Here is a 14698-nt window from a genome sequence, read left to right as displayed (position 1 = left end):
CTTTGTGAAAACCTGGCATGGCAGTTCCCGTTTTTGCGCGGGTTCATGCTTAGGCCACCCGGTACCGCTCCGCGTCTTGGTGTTTGAACTCGCACCCGAAGCCCGGCCGGTGCTGATCGGGCCGCAAAACGCCGCCCTCGGGGGACAGGGCGCCCGCGAAAAGCATGTGTTCGATGCGGTGGTGGTCGTGGAAGTATTCCAGGTGTCGCAGGTTGGGAATGGTGGTGGCGACGTGGGCGTGCAGGGTGGGAGCGCAGTGCCCGGACACGTCGACGTTGTAGGAGGCGGCCACGGCCGCGGCGCGCACCCAGTCGGTGATGCCGCCGCAGCGGGTGACGTCGATCTGCAGGCAGTCCACGGCACCCGCCGCGAGCATCCGGTTGAAGTAGGCCAGGTCGTAGCCGTACTCGCCGGCGGTGACGTCCGGGCTCACCTGGTCGCGCACCTCCCGCAATCCGGCCAGGTCGTCGGAGGAGACGGGTTCTTCGAACCAGGTGACATCGTGCTCGGCCATGGCGTGTGCCACCCGGACGGCCTGCTTGCGGCGGTAGCCCCCGTTGGCGTCGACATACAATTCGGTATCGGGGCCAATTACTTTGCGGGCCAATGCGATTCGATCGAGGTCGCGGCCCACGTCGGAGCCCCACGACTCGCCGATCTTGATCTTCACCCGCGGGATCTTCCACTCGCCGACCCAGCGTTCGAGTTGGGCGCGGGTGGTGCGCTCGTCGTAGGTGGTGAAGCCGCCGCTGCCGTAGATCGGCACGTCGGGGTGCGCCATGCCGAGCAGCCGGCACACCGGTAGCTCGAGCAGCTTGCCCTTGAGGTCCCACAGCGCGGTGTCGAGCGCGGAGATCGCGCACGATGCCAACCCGGGCCGCCCGTTGTTGCGCATCGCCACGACCATCGATTGCCATCGGGCCGGGACGTCCATGGCGTCCTGGCCGGCGAGCGTGCCGGCGAGCTTGCCGCCGATCAACTTGGTGCACGCGCCGTCGGCGTAGGTGTAGCCGATGCCGCGCTGGCCGCCGGCCGCAACCTCGGCGAGTACCAGCGTGGTCGACGACCAGGACAGGGTGCCGTCGGCTTCCGGTGCGTCGGTGGGGATTTCATAGGCCTGGGCGGTGACCTCATCGATCCGCGCCTCGGGCGTCATCGCGCCCACCGGCGGCCCGCCCGCGCCGCGAGCCATGCGCCCAGCCCCGCGGCGCCGAGCGCGCCGGTACCGCTGATGGCCGGATGCTGGGACGCCCACAGTTGCGGGCTGCTCGAATGCGACTTGTCATCGAACTGGCCGTGTGCCCCGTGGTCGGTTCCCGGTTCGGAGTCCAGCGGCTGCCACAGGTTGTGGGGCCGGCCGGGACCGACGTGTTCGTCGGTCTGCTGGGAGTCGTAGCCGGTGCGGCCGAGGTAGCGGTCCAGCAGTGGCGCGACGAACTTCTGCCCCAGCAGCGTCACCATGGTGGAGTCGCCGACCCAATATTGCTTTCGCCCCGGATGATCGGCGGCATACAGGACGCCGCGGGCGGCGACCTCGGGCTGGTAGATCGGCGGCACCGGCTGCGGGTGGCGGGGTAGCCGGGACAGCACCCAGGAGAATTGCGGGGTGTTGACGGCCGGCATCTGCACGACGGTGATCCGCACCTTCGAGCCCTCGTGGAACAGTTCGCAGCGCACCGATTCGGTGAACCCGTTGACCGCGTGCCTGGCGCCGCAATAGGCCGACTGCAACGGGATTGACCGCTGGCTGAGCGCCGAGCCGACCTGCACGATGGTGCCGCGGTTGCGGGGCCGCATCTTGGCCAGCGCCGCCATGGTGCCGTGCACGTACCCGAGGTAGGACACCTCGGTCACGCGTTTGAACTCCTCGGCGCTGATCTCGCTGAACGGTGCGAACACCGAGGTGAACGCGACGTTGACCCAGACGTCGATGGGGCCGAAGGCGGATTCGGCCTCGTCGGCGGCGGCGACGACGGCCGCGTGGTCGGCCACGTCGGNCGGGATGGCCAGCGCCTTACCGCCACCGGCTTCGACGTCGCGGGCGGCGCCGTCGAGCCCGGCCGCGCCCCTGGCGAGCAGGGCGACGTTGGCGCCGCGCCGCCCGAACTCCTTTGCGGTGGCGCGGCCGATGCCGGCGCTGGCTCCGGTGATCACCACTGTCTGTGTCATCGCAGAACTGCCTTTCGCTCGGTCCGGTAGTCACTCAGGGTGGGCGTCGTCGTCGGTGAGGATGGCCGTGCATTCGAGCATCAGCGCGTGCGCGAACGCCTGAGGCAGGTTCCCGCGCAGCTGGCGCTGCCGCACGTCGTATTCCTCGCAGAACAGCCCGGGCGGGCCGCAGGCCGCGCGGTTGCGTTCGAACCAGCGCATCGCGCAATGGCCGTGGCCCAGTTGGTCTTCGGCCAGCGCCATCATGAATCCGCAGAGCAGGAAGGCGCCCTCGGCCTCGCCGAGATCACGCTCGTCGTGCCGGAAGCGGTAGACGAACCCGTCCTCGGTGAGCTCGCGGCGCACGGCGTCCAGGGTGGCGCGGGTGCGGGGGTCGTCGGCGGGCACCGCGCCGCGCACCGGTGGCAGCAACAGCGACGCGTCCACCCCCGTCAGCCGCGGGCTGCGTTGCCAGTAGCCGTGCGGGTGCAGGCTGCTCGACGCGGTGTCGGCCAGGATCGCGTCGGCCAGGGCAGCGCAGGTGCTGACCTCCGGCCCGGCGCCGGCCAGCTTGGCGATGGCGCGCAGCCCGGCCACACACGCCAGCCGGGACTGCGTCCAGTGCTCGTCCTCGATTTCCCACACCCCGGCATCCGGTTCACGCCAACGCTTTTCGATGACCCCGATGGCGGTCTGCGCCGCGCGCCACCCCTCGGCATCGAGCCGATCGGCTTCACCCGCCTTGGCCAGCAGTTGCAGCGCCTCACCGAAGACATCGAGCTGGAACTGCTGGTTGACCCAGTTGCCGACCTTGTCGGAGCCGCCGGGATAGCCGGGCAGGTACAGCGTTTCCTCACCGGGCACCGCGCCTCCGGTGACCGTGTAAGCGGGCTTGAGGTCAGGGCCGTCGTCGAGCAGCCGGGCGCCGACGAATTCGACCGCCCGGTCCAGCAGTTCGGTCGTGCCTACGGCCGCGGCGGCCATGCCGGCGTACACCTGGTCGCGGATCCATGCGTAGCGGTAGTCGTAGTTCTGGTTGGTGTGCGCGCGTTCGGGCAGGCTCATGGTGGCGGCGGCCACCATGCCGCCCCCGCTGCTGGTCAGCCCGCGCAGCACCGCGTAGGAGTGGCTCCCGTCGCGGGGGGCGATGGTGCAGTTCAGCCGGGGCACGCTGCGCCGCCAGGCGGCCGCGGTGGCGTCCCAGGCGGGGTCGGGGTCGGGCGGCCGGTTGGGCAGCGCGCGTTCGGACAGCTCCAGCACCAGATCGTGGCGCCCGCCCTCCTCGAGGGTGATCTCACAGGTGAGCAGCTCGCTATCGTCGTGCGCGGCTTTGTTGGTGCGGGCCTGGCAGTTCGCCGACCACCGCCAGCGCAACCGGCCCGAGCGGCCGCTCCACACCCCGCCCTCGCAGGACGGCCGGCCGAGGCCGTGCTTGCCGAACCCCGCGCCCGGCGCCAGCAGCACCCGCACCCTCGCGGTCCCGCGGCACACCGCGAGCCGGCGCAACAGCACCACCCGGTCGGGGTCGCCCGGAAAGGCCAGCGCCTCACGGCATTCCACGGTGCCGTCGCGGGTGATCCAGCGGTTGCGCCAGATCAGGGTGCCCGGCTCGTAATAGCCGCCCCACACGTGCCGGACGTCGGTCGGGGTGATCGCGTAAACACCGCCGCCGCCAATGAGATTGGAGAAGACGGCGTCGGAATCCCAATGCGGCGCGCACATCCACGCGATGTCGCCCTGCGGCCCGATCAGCGCGCCCCGTTCGCCGTCGGCGAGCAGCGCGTATTCACGCAGCACCCGGGGCGCATAGGCCGTCTTGACGTCGATCGTCTTCTCAGCCACGGGCTCCCGCCTTTGACCTCCGTCCCGCGGTGGTATCGATCTTCCCGCCGGCCAGCCGTTCGGCGAGCCGCGAGGCCAGCGCCATGATGGTCAGCGCCGGGTTCGCCGAGCCCTGCGTGGGGCACACCGAGCCGTCGGCCAGGAACAGGTTCGGGACGCCCCACACGCGCTGATCGGAGTCGACGACCGAATTGTGCGGGCTGGTGCCCATCCGGGCGCCGCCGATGAGGTGGGCGAACCGCTCGATGGTGAGCACGTCCTGGGCGTCGGCGGCGTGCAGGATGTCGCCGATGACCTTGGTGGAGTAGGCCATGTTGGCCTTGTCGTTGTCACTCAGCGTGTAGTCGAACCGGGCCACCGGGATGCCGTACGGATCCTTCTCGTCGGCCAGCGTGACACGATTGTTTCGCAGCGGCAGCAGCTCATTGAGCACGCCGACCGTCGCCCAGTGGTTGTAGTCGCGCATGTACTCGCGCAGCGCGCGGCCCCAGTGGCCGTCGGCCAGCACGTGTTCGGCCCAGCCGATGGGCATCGGTGACACGGTCTGGATGGCGAAGCCGCGAGCGAATCCACGGGATTGGTCGGTCTCGTAGAACTGTTCGGAGGTCACCTCCGGGGGCGGCGCCTTGTACATCCGAACCTCCTCGGACCACCGGCCCGCGGACTGGGTGGCGCCCTGCACCATGACGTAGCGGCCGACCTGATCGTCGTTGTTGCCCAGACCGTTCGGGAAGCGGTCGCTGGTCGAGTTCAACAGCAGCCGGGGCGTCTCGATCGAATACCCTGCGATGGCAACGACTTTGGCGCGTTGCAGCCGCTCCTTGCCGCCCACCTCGTCGTAGTAGACCACCCCGCGGGCGGCGCCGTTCTCGTCGAGCTCGACGCGGCAGGCCATGCAGTTGGCGCGGATCTCCACGGCGTGGGCCAGCGCGTCGGGTAGGTGCGTGACGTACGGGCTCGCCTTGGCGTTGACCTTGCAGCCCTGCAGGCAGTAGCCGCGGTAGATGCAGTGCGGGCGATTGCCGAAGGTTCCGTTGACGATCCCGACGGGTCCCACCCGCATCTCGATGCCGAGCTTGAGCGCGCCCCGCCAGATCTTGGCCGCGGCGCCCGAAATAGGGTGGGGGGCAAAGGGATAGCGATGCGGGTCGCCCCACGGCCAGTTCTGGCCGGCCACCGGCAGCTCGAGCTCGACCTGCTCGTAATGGCGGCGGATGTCCTCGTAGCGGATGGGCCAGTCCGCCCCGACCCCGTCGCGGGTGTAGGTCTCGAAATCGCTGGGATGGAACCGCGGGGTGTATCCGGCGTAGTGCACCATCGAGCCGCCCACGCCGCGCCCGGAGTTGTTCTTGCCCAACTCGATCGGGTCGTCGCCGCCGATGATGCGTTTCTGCGTCCAGTACAGCGCATGCGATCCGGCCTCGTCGGACACCCAGTCCTCGTCGGGATGCCAGAACGGGCCGGCCTCGAGGATCACCACCCGCCAGCCCTCGCGGGCCAGCCGCTGCGCCAGCACCGAGCCGCCGGCCCCGGCGCCGACGACCACCAGATCGACCTCGTCGTCGTCGGCGTAGCGCCGCATCGTCTTTTCGCCGGGCAGATCGCGGGTGTGCACATCGAGCAGGAACCGCGAATCGTTGTCCTTCGGCCCGACCGCGCCCTTGAACAGGCCCCGCAAAAAGTCGCCCATCACAACTCCCCGTTGTTCACGACTTGCACCGGGTCCTCGTCGGTGGCGCCGCGGGTCTCGTAGGGTTCGCGCGCGGCGGCCGGTCCGGTGGCACCGCCCAGGCGCATGAACCCGCGCGGGTAGGCCGGGCCGCCGAACCCGATCTCGTTCCACGCCCATGGGTGGGAGTAGAAGCCCGACAACGTCATCCGCATGCACACCGACCACGCCCGCTTGACGTTCAGGCTCTCCCAGGCACCGCCCTGCAACTCGCCCTGCGAGAACTTGTCGACGATCGCCTCGCGGGCGGTGATATCGGCGTCGGCGAACGAGATTCCGCCGTAGTGGGCGGCCGCCGTCTCGTCGAGCCCGCGCAGCACCAGCCGCCAGGTGTCGCGGTCGTCGGGCATGTCGGCGTACTGGTAGCCGTCGAGGCGCCCGTCGGCCAGCTTGGAGTCCACCGATTCGGCCGCCGGCACCCGCGGTTCGACGTCTTGCGCCAGCACCGTGTCGCAGAACGCGCGCAGGCACGGCTCCTCTTCCGGCGTGAAAAACCGCAGCGGCCCGGGTGGTTCCAGCCGGGCCAGCACCACCTTGCGGGTGGCCTCGTCCCACTTGTCGGCGGTCTCGAGCACGTCGTAGTCGGGGTAGCGCCCGATCATCTGCGGCGTGACGCCGCGGCGCTGCCTTGGCAGCCAGGACGGGTGCGGCGGTTTGCCGTCGGGGCGCAGGTTGGGCAGGTGGTCGGGGCGTGAGGTGTCGGCCATCTGAGGAATCCCAGCGGCCCCTAATCCCGGAACCGTTCGCGGCGCAGGATCGACGCCAACAGCCCCATCCCGCCGACCATGCACATCAATCCCGGCGCCGCGATCGGCGGCCCCATCGGCACGTTGTAGGAGGCGTTCTTCCAGCCGCCCGGTTTGCGCGCGACCCCGCGCGCGTGCAGGTATTCGCCCATCAGCCCGTTGGCCGTGTAGATGCCCGCGGTGATGGGCAGCCAGAGCTTGGCCCAGCGCCGGGAGAACACCCCGCCGATTCCCGCGACGACCACCGGTGGCGTGACCACGATCGGGCTCCACATCCATTTGTTGCCGAAGCTGGCCTTATAGTGCTCGAAGTAGATTTCGACGGTCGTGACCACTGCCGCTATGGCGGTCAGACCGGACAGCGAGCGTTCGAAACGGCCGTGCGCGACGTCGTACAGCGCTCGCCCGGCCAAATGTTGGACCTCGCCGAGTCCGTCGCCGGCGGCGCGGCCTTTTTGCCGTCCGCCGTTGTCCAGCAACAACATTTGTCTCCCTTTCTCGCGCGCGTCTGTCCGGGCCGGCGGTCACCGGCCCGGCCTGGCTTCGTCGGTGGCTTGTCGCGCGCCGGGCGCAACGTCGGTCGGTGACCGCAGAAGTGCGGTGGTGATTGCGGTGTCGGTGGTGGCGCGCCCGCCGAGCGGTTCCGTCGTCGTATCCATAAGCGACCTCGCCTTCGGGCTGGAAGGAAACACGGTCCGGCGGGCTCCGGCCCCGGTACTGTCAGTGCAGTAACGGTCGCCAAAGCCCCCAGCTGTGGCTTTCAACCGGGCAGGTCCCGACGACGCGTCGCGCCCGCGCATCCGCTGTGTACCCCGCGTCATGCTGCGCAAACGGGTTCGCAGCCGGTTCTCAGCGTGCTTTAAGGAGCGCTGGTCGCGACGACGAATCGATTCGACGCCGCCCGGCGGATCACGATGCGCCAGAACCCAATTCGCGTATGCGTTTGAGCAGGGGTCGTCGCACCTGCATCGAAAGTCGGCGACAGGGGAACCGGCCGCTACGCCGCTAGCAGAGTTGTTAGCGCCGATGGGTTTTTATAGAACACATCGAGTTCCACTATCAGGCCGTCGCGAACCGATACGACCTCGGCCACCTTCATCTCGACGCTCTCGCCGGATGCGTGCGCGGTGAATGTCAGGAGGTAGTAGAGCACTACTATTTCTTGGTCGTCGTCAACGAGATACTGCATTTCTGGGGTCGGTGTCGGCTCAAGCAGATCTTAATGAGAAGCTCGAAAAATTATGCTGGGCCATGGTAATCGCCGCTATAAGGTACGCTCCCCGCTGCATGAATGACGAATTCGTCGTGCAATAGGTTTCGCGCGTCGTCGAGCCTTCCATTGCCGATCGCGTCGACGAACTTCACCACGATTTCCTTGAAACCCGAACCCTACGCACCGCCGTGCAAGGTGTTCGATGTTTCGTCCAACCAATACAAAGCCGACCGTGGCGCTGCGCCCGACTTCAAAAAACCGCATAGCTGCACACCGCTAGACGAATATCCCTAAACTTTTTTGAAGCCATATCCACGACACCGTCTACAAAAGGTACCGGACATGCTTGAAGCGATCCAAAGGGCGAAAGCGCCAGAAGTGTGGTTAGCGTGAGTCAGCCAAGCGGCACGGGAGGCCAAGGCCCGAGTCGCACTCCCGTCACGCTTGCTATTTACCGTGACTTACGCGTCGGCATGGTCGTGCTAATGGTGATGGTCGCTGCGGGCGTGATCATCGAAAAGATATCGGCACCCTGCTGGCAATCGGCCCTCAGCACGTACTACTACACCTCCGCGCACGGCATCGTCATCGCCGCGCTCCTGGCGCTCGGCACGCTGTTCATCATCTATAAGGGCAGCACCGACACCGAGGATGTCTTGTTGACTCTGGCCGGGGTCAGCGCATTGACCGCCGCGATTGTGCCGCAGTCTCGACCCGACGACCTGTGCCCCGGGCGAGCCAATCTCCCGCTCGACTTCGACGGCACGGCCAAGGCCGCCGTGCTGCCCAATGTTTGGGCGGTCGCCATCGCATTGGGTCTGGGCTATTTGGTGATCTGGGCGGTGATGCTCTACCAGTGGAGCCGCGGCCGCCCCCCGCGGAAACGAAGGCCGGGCGGAATAGCGTCGCTGTGCATTTTCTGGCTGATTATGGTGTTCGGCCTGATTGCGCTGATCTTCTTTCGGGACGCGTTCAAGGAGTATGCCCACGGCGCAGCCGCGATACTGATGCTCTCGTCCTTCATCGCCACCACGTTCTGCACCGCATACGTCGTCGGGCGAGAGGACCCGTCGCAGTCCGCGCATCAGCGCTCTTATCAGCGCGTGTACTGGGCGATCGCCTGGCTGATGCTGGTGACGTTGATTGCAGTTCTCTGGGTTGAATTCTCCAGAGGGTTGGGGGGCCATTGGGGCCTTGTGGCCGAGGCGGCGCTGATCCTTGAGTTCGCCGCATACTGGGTGGTTCAAACGATCGACCTTTGGAGAACACCTGACCGAACTATGCGGTTTGCCAAAGGTCCTCCGCCGTGTCTGTAGTGCGGGCTGGTCGCGGTCGCAAAGCTCGGCGGCGCTGACGCAAGGTGACCCGCGTCGGTGGTGTCTTTCCCCATCGGCGACGCGCGCGTGGCGCCCAGGCCCGATCCGACCCCGTCCTCACGGGATTCGAAAGGTGGCTGACTCCTACCTGCGAGCCGCGGCCGGTGATACCCGTTAAACCACCGCCCTTCTAGCTGCCCTGATGTGCCATGATGGCCAAGCTGTCACGACGCAGGGAGCAGCAGTGGATTTCAATTTTTCGATGGTCACACGACCGGTCGAGCGGCTGATCGCTACCGCGCAGAACGGGCTGGAGGTCTTGCGACTGGGGGGCCTGGAAACCGGTAGCGTGCCGTCGCCGTCGCAGATCGTCGAGAGCGTGCCGATGTACAAGCTGCGACGCTATTTCCCGCCGGACAGCCGCCCCGGCCAGTCGCCCGCCGGGCCGCCGGTGCTGATGGTGCACCCGATGATGATGTCGGCGGACATGTGGGACGTCACGCGCGAGGAAGGCGCGGTCGGCATCCTGCACGCCCAGGGCATCGACCCCTGGGTCATCGACTTCGGCGAGCCGGACAAGGTCGAAGGCGGCATGCGGCGCACCCTGACCGACCACATCGTCGCGCTGGGCCAGGCCATCGACACCGTCAAGGACGTGACCGGCAGCGATGTGCACCTGGTCGGCTACTCCCAGGGCGGCATGTGGTGTTACCAGGTCGCGGCCTACCGGCGTTCGAAGGCCGTCGCCAGCATCGTCACCTTCGGTTCGCCGGTGGACACGCTGGCCGCGTTGCCCATGGGCATCCCGGCGAATTTCGCGGCGCCCGCCGCCAATTTCATGGCCGACCACGTCTTCAGCCGGCTGGCGATCCCCAGCTGGATGGCGCGCACCGGCTTCCAGATGCTCGACCCGCTCAAGACCGCCAAGGCGCGAGTGGACTTCGTGCGCCAACTGCACGACCGCGAGGCGCTGCTGCCGCGCGAGCAGCAGCGCCGATTCCTCGAGCGCGAAGGCTGGATCGCGTGGTCGGGTCCGGCGATCTCCGAGCTGCTCAAACAGTTCATCGCCCACAACCGGATGATGACGGGCGGCTTCGCCGTCAACGGTCAGATGGTGACGCTCACCGACATCACCTGTCCCGTGCTGGCGTTCGTCGGCGAGGTCGACGACATCGGGCAGCCGGCCTCGGTGCGCGGCATCCGGCGGGCGGCCCCGAATGCCGAAGTGTACGAATACACCATTCGCACAGGGCATTTCGGACTGGTCGTGGGATCCAAAGCGGCACAACAGAGTTGGCCGACGGTTGCCGAATGGGTGAAGTGGCTGTCCACCGGCGGTGACAAACCCACCAGCATCGACCTGATGGCCGACCAGCCCGCGGAGCACACCGACAGCGGGGTGGCGCTCAGCTCCCGGATCGCGCACGGACTCGGGGAGGCCTCCGAGGCGGCGCTGGGCATCGCGCGCGGCGCGGCCAACACCGTCGTCGCCGCCAACAAGTCCGTGCGCACCCTAGCCGTCGAGACGGCCCGGACCCTGCCCCGCCTGGTCCGCCTGGGCCAGATCAACGACCACACCCGGATCTCGCTGGGCCGCATCATCGAAGAACAGGCCCATGACGCCCCGCAGGGCGAGTTCCTTCTGTTCGACGGCCGCGTGCACACCTACGAGGCCGTGAACCGGCGCGTCAACAACGTCGTCCGCGGCCTGATCGACGTCGGGGTGCGCCAGGGTGACCGGGTCGGCGTGCTGATGGAGACCCGGCCCAGCGCGTTGGTGGCCATCGCCGCGTTGTCCCGGCTCGGCGCCACCGCGGTGGTGATGCGGCCCGACGCGGATCTGGCCGCCTCGGTGCGGCTCGGGGGAGTGACCGAGCTGCTGACCGACCCCACCAACCTCGACGCGGTGCTGAGTTCCGACCGCCAAGGGTTGCGCCAGGTGCTGGTGCTCGGTGGCGGCGAGTCGCGGGATCTGCACCTGCCCAAGGACTCCGACGTCATCGACATGGAACAGATCGATCCGGACGCCGTCGAGCTGCCCGGCTGGTATCGCCCCAACCCGGGACTGGCCCGGGATCTGGCGTTCATCGCCTTCACCGCGGCCGGCGGGGAGCTGGTGGCCAGGCAGATCACCAACTACCGCTGGGCGGTGTCGGCCTTCGGCACCGCCTCGACGGCCGCGCTGGACCGTCGCGACACCGTCTACTGTTTGACGCCGCTGCACCACGAGTCGGCGCTGCTGGTCAGCCTTGGCGGCGCAGTGGTCGGCGGCACCCGCATCGCCCTGTCCCGCGGCCTGGACCGGGACCGATTCGTCCAGGAGGTGCGCCAGTACGGCGTCACCGTGGTGTCTTACACCTGGGCCATGCTCCGCGAGATCGTCGACGACCCGGCGTTCGTGCTGCAGGGCAATCACCCGGTGCGGCTGTTCATCGGCTCGGGCATGCCCACCGGACTGTGGGGACGCGTCGTCGAGGCGTTCGCGCCGGCCCACGTCGTCGAGTTCTTCGCCACCACCGACGGGCAGGCGGTGCTGGCCAACGTGTCCGGCGCCAAGGTCGGCAGCAAGGGCCGGCCGCTGCCGGGCGCCGGGCGCATCGAGCTGGGCGCGTACGACGCCGAGCATGACCTGATCCTGGAGAACGAGCGCGGCTTCGTGCAGATCGCCGCGCCCGGGGAGGTCGGGGTCCTGCTGGCGGCCTCCAACGGCCCGATCGATCCGAGCGCCTCGGTCAAACGCGGCGTCTTCGCCGCCGGCGACACCTGGATATCGACCGATTACCTGTTTTATCGCGACGATGACGGCGACTACTGGTTGGCGGGCCGGCGCGGCTCGGTGGTGCGCACCGTGCGCGGTCTGGTCTATGCCGAGCCGGTCACCGACGCGCTGGGGTGCATCAATGGCGTCGACCTCGCGGTCACCTACCACGTGCCGGTGGGCGACCATCAGGTGGCGGTCTCGGCGTTGACGCTGTTGCCGGGGGCCTCGATCACCGCGGCCGACCTGACCGAAGCGTTCGCCAAGCTTCCTATCGGCCTCGGACCCGATATCGTGTGCGTGGTGTCGGAGATGAACCTGAGCGCGACCTTCCGCCCGACCGTCAGCGCCCTGCGGGCCGCCGGGATCCCGAAGGCCGGACGCCACGTCTGGTATTTCGATGCCGACACCGACCAGTACCGCCGCCTGACTCCCGGGGTTCGTTCCCAACTGAGCGGGGCCCGGTCATGATCGACGATGCCCTGCTGAACATCCTGGTGTGCCCCCAGGACCGGGGTCCGCTGGTGTTGGTGGGGTCCGAATTGCTCTACAACCCGAGGCTGCGGCGCGCCTACCGCATCGAAGACGGCATCCCGGTGCTGCTGATCGACGAGGCCCGCGACGTCGGCGACGACGAGCACGCCCGCCTCATGGCAGCAGGCCGTCCGGCAGATCCCCGGTGAGATAGCGCTGCAGGTTCGGCGCGATGGTTCGGGCGACCTGCTCGGGCGGCAGCGACGCGAAGGGCTCCAATTGCAGGATGTAGCGCGCCATCACCACGCCCACCAGCTGCGAGGCCACGAATTGGATGCGGATGGTTCCGCTGCCCGGCGGATCGTCCACGCGGGCACCGACTTCGACGGCGATCACGTCCTCGATGAACGTGCGAAACAGGTTGCTTTCCGAACCGGCCAGGATCGATCGCAGCGTGGCGATGAACGCCGCACCGATCTCGGAGTCCCACAGCGGCAACAACATCGCGGGCAGCTGGTGGCCGAGCTCCTCGACGGGCACTTCGCGCAGGGGGCCGATGACCTCCATCGGGTCGATCAGGATGTGCACGGCCGCGGCGAACAGCTGCTCCTTAGTGCCGAAGTAGTGGTGCACCAGCGCCGAGTCCACCCCCGCCGCTGCGGCCACCGCCCGTATGGAAGTGTTGCGAATTCCCTTACTGGCGAACAATTCTCGGGCACTGGCCAGAATGCGGTCGCGGCTGTCGGATACCCCGGCCGGCCGCCCCCGCCGCCGGCGCCCGGCGCTTGCGATCGCCACTATGGCGTCCGTCGCCGCAGCGTCGCCGCGGCCAGGCACAGCGCCGCCAGGGCGAAGCCCAGCACCACGACGATGTCGCGCACCGCGATGAACGTCAGGTCCGGGTGCGCACCCACCTGCTGTAAGGCCTCCAGCGCGTAACTGGCCGGCAGCACATTGCTGATCCATTGCAGCCAGTGTGGCATCAGTGCGCGGGGCACGATGATGCCGGCCAGCAACAGCTGCGGCACCATCACCAGGGGAATGAACTGCACGGCCTGAAACTCGGTGCGGGCGAACGCACTACACAGTAGGCCCAGCCCGACTCCCAGCACCGCGTTGACGATCGCGATGGCGAACACCCAGACCGGGCTGCCCGCCGTGTCGAAACCCAACAGCCAGAACGAGACGATGCACGCCAGAATCGCTTGCGCCGCAGCGGCGATGGAGAAGGCGGTGCCATAAGCGATCAGCAGATCGAGGCGCCGCAGCGGCGTGGTCAGAATGCGCTCCAGCGTCCCGGAGGCCCGTTCGCGCTGCATGGTGATCGCGGTGATGATGAACATCACGAACAACGGGAAGAGGCCCAGCAGGATCAGGCAGGCATTGTTGAACGGGGTCGGACCGCCCGGGCGGTGCGGGGCGTTCTGAAACATGAAATACATCAGGCTGATCACCAGGACCGGCACCAGCAGAATCATCGCGACGCTGCGGTGATCGGAGGCCAGCTGGCGCAGGATTCGTGCCGTGGTCGCGGTGTAGCCGCGCAGGGTCAGCCCGCTTCGCGCATGGTGCTGCGCTTGATGATGGACAGAAACGCGTCCTCCAGTGACGTGCATCCGGTGTCCTCTCGCAGTTGAGTGGGGGTGGTATGGGCGACCAGCCTGCCGTCGCGCATCAACAGCAGGTCGCCGCAGTGGTCGGCCTCGTCCATCACGTGGCTGGAAACCAGCAGCGTGGTCCCGGTGCGGGCCAGTTCGGCGAACTGCTCCCACAGATCCGCGCGCAGCACCGGGTCCAGGCCCACCGTGGGCTCGTCGAGCACCAGCAGGTCGGGCTGGCAGACCAGCGCGCAGGCCAGCGACACCCGGGTGCGCTGACCGCCGGAGAGGTTGGCGCACAGGGCAATTCGGTGATCGCTCAGCCCCACCCGGTCGATCGCGGTGTCGGCGGCCTGGCCGTCGAAGCCGTACAGCGCCGCGAAATAGCGTACGTTGTCCACGACCCGCAGGTCGTTGTAGATCGTCGGATCTTGCGGTAGGTAGCCGACGCGGTGGCGCAGTTCGGCGCTGCCGGCGGTTTTCCCGAGCACGGTGACGGTGCCCTTGGTGAGGATCTGGGTGCCGACGATGCAGCGGATCAGCGTGGTTTTGCCGCAGCCGGACGGTCCGAGCAGGCCGGTGATGCTGCCCCGTGCGATCTGTGTGGAGAAATCGTGCAGGGCCGGGCGTTTGCCGCGGACGACGCGCAGGTGATCGATGCGCACCGCCGGCTCCGGGGAGCCCGCGAATAATTCATCACGAGATGAACTCATCATGCGATGAATAATCGTCCCGTCGCGCGGGGTTGTCAAGGTCTGCGAACAGGGCGCGACTGACGCGGGCCCGCGCCGACGGGCCTAGGGCGTGTCTGACAAATGGGGTAGCCAGAGGGTGATGGCGCGTAGGACTGCTGCGCCGCGGTAGACGACGGCGA

At 67.9% G+C, this 14698-nt stretch carries 14 protein-coding genes; 3 read left to right on the top strand and 11 right to left on the bottom strand.

Annotated elements, in window-relative coordinates:
- Nucleotides 1–49 precede the first annotated feature (49 nt).
- The 8 genes from BST14_RS01090 to BST14_RS30005 all read right to left on the bottom strand — a co-directional run bounded on the left by BST14_RS01090 (nt 50) and on the right by BST14_RS30005 (nt 7618).
- Complete coding sequence (locus BST14_RS01090) at nt 50–1165, bottom strand: enolase C-terminal domain-like protein (protein ID WP_211280634.1); 1116 nt, start codon at nt 1163–1165, stop codon at nt 50–52.
- Nucleotides 1153–2169: an SDR family oxidoreductase gene (locus BST14_RS01085; protein WP_083062759.1), complete on the bottom strand. Its 1017-nt coding sequence runs from the start codon at nt 2167–2169 to the stop codon at nt 1153–1155. Before BST14_RS01085 ends, BST14_RS01090 begins: the two co-directional genes overlap by 13 nt.
- A 30-nt stretch (nt 2170–2199) precedes the next feature.
- Entirely contained in the window at nt 2200–3990 is a 1791-nt protein-coding gene (locus BST14_RS01080; protein ID WP_083062758.1) for a glycoside hydrolase family 15 protein, read from the bottom strand.
- Entirely contained in the window at nt 3983–5680 is a 1698-nt protein-coding gene (locus BST14_RS01075; RefSeq protein ID WP_083062757.1) for a GMC family oxidoreductase, read from the bottom strand. Before BST14_RS01075 ends, BST14_RS01080 begins: the two co-directional genes overlap by 8 nt.
- The gene (locus tag BST14_RS01070) at nt 5680–6426 is read right to left on the bottom strand and encodes a gluconate 2-dehydrogenase subunit 3 family protein (protein WP_083062756.1); all 747 of its coding nucleotides are present in this window, start codon (nt 6424–6426) and stop codon (nt 5680–5682) included. The genes BST14_RS01075 and BST14_RS01070 overlap by 1 nt, the downstream gene beginning before the upstream one ends.
- Nucleotides 6427–6446: 20 nt before the next feature.
- Nucleotides 6447–6950 (bottom strand): hypothetical protein, encoded by a 504-nt coding sequence (locus tag BST14_RS01065; RefSeq protein WP_083062755.1) that lies wholly within the window; start codon nt 6948–6950, stop codon nt 6447–6449.
- Nucleotides 6951–6989: 39 nt separating this feature from the next.
- Nucleotides 6990–7124, bottom strand: a complete 135-nt coding sequence (locus tag BST14_RS31345; protein WP_281252788.1) for a hypothetical protein — start codon at nt 7122–7124, stop codon at nt 6990–6992.
- Between the two features lie 338 nt (nt 7125–7462).
- Nucleotides 7463–7618 carry a nuclear transport factor 2-like protein gene (locus BST14_RS30005; protein WP_158085842.1) on the bottom strand — a complete coding sequence of 52 codons (156 nt, stop codon included), beginning with the start codon at nt 7616–7618 and terminating at the stop codon, nt 7463–7465.
- A 545-nt stretch (nt 7619–8163) separates the two neighbouring features.
- Here BST14_RS30005 and BST14_RS01055 point away from each other — a divergent pair.
- The 3 genes from BST14_RS01055 (at nt 8164) to BST14_RS01045 (ending at nt 12435) form a co-directional block, all read left to right on the top strand.
- On the top strand, nt 8164–8994 hold the full coding sequence (locus tag BST14_RS01055; RefSeq protein ID WP_142279214.1) for a hypothetical protein: 831 nt from the start codon (nt 8164–8166) through the stop codon (nt 8992–8994).
- A 202-nt stretch (nt 8995–9196) separates the two neighbouring features.
- Complete coding sequence (locus tag BST14_RS01050; protein WP_142279213.1) at nt 9197–12223, top strand: acyl-CoA synthetase; 3027 nt, start codon at nt 9197–9199, stop codon at nt 12221–12223.
- Nucleotides 12220–12435 (top strand): Trm112 family protein, encoded by a 216-nt coding sequence (locus BST14_RS01045; protein WP_083062751.1) that lies wholly within the window; start codon nt 12220–12222, stop codon nt 12433–12435. Before BST14_RS01050 ends, BST14_RS01045 begins: the two co-directional genes overlap by 4 nt.
- Here the strand turns inward: BST14_RS01045 and BST14_RS01040 are convergent.
- Genes BST14_RS01040 through BST14_RS01030 form a run of 3 tightly spaced genes read right to left on the bottom strand, consistent with a single transcriptional unit; the run spans nt 12401 to nt 14540 of the window.
- The gene (locus BST14_RS01040) at nt 12401–13024 is read right to left on the bottom strand and encodes a TetR/AcrR family transcriptional regulator (protein ID WP_142279212.1); all 624 of its coding nucleotides are present in this window, start codon (nt 13022–13024) and stop codon (nt 12401–12403) included. The two genes, BST14_RS01045 and BST14_RS01040, sit on opposite strands and share 35 nt — an antisense overlap.
- Nucleotides 13024–13842: an ABC transporter permease gene (locus BST14_RS01035; RefSeq protein ID WP_083062750.1), complete on the bottom strand. Its 819-nt coding sequence runs from the start codon at nt 13840–13842 to the stop codon at nt 13024–13026. The genes BST14_RS01040 and BST14_RS01035 overlap by 1 nt, the downstream gene beginning before the upstream one ends.
- Nucleotides 13776–14540 (bottom strand): ABC transporter ATP-binding protein, encoded by a 765-nt coding sequence (locus BST14_RS01030; RefSeq protein ID WP_083062749.1) that lies wholly within the window; start codon nt 14538–14540, stop codon nt 13776–13778. Before BST14_RS01030 ends, BST14_RS01035 begins: the two co-directional genes overlap by 67 nt.
- Nucleotides 14541–14698 lie beyond the last annotated feature (158 nt).

Source organism: Mycobacterium arosiense ATCC BAA-1401 = DSM 45069 (genome assembly GCF_002086125.1).
Taxonomy (GTDB): domain Bacteria; phylum Actinomycetota; class Actinomycetes; order Mycobacteriales; family Mycobacteriaceae; genus Mycobacterium; species Mycobacterium arosiense.
Note: the sequence above shows the minus strand (reverse complement) of the source record. Positions and strands in the feature narration are given on the sequence as shown.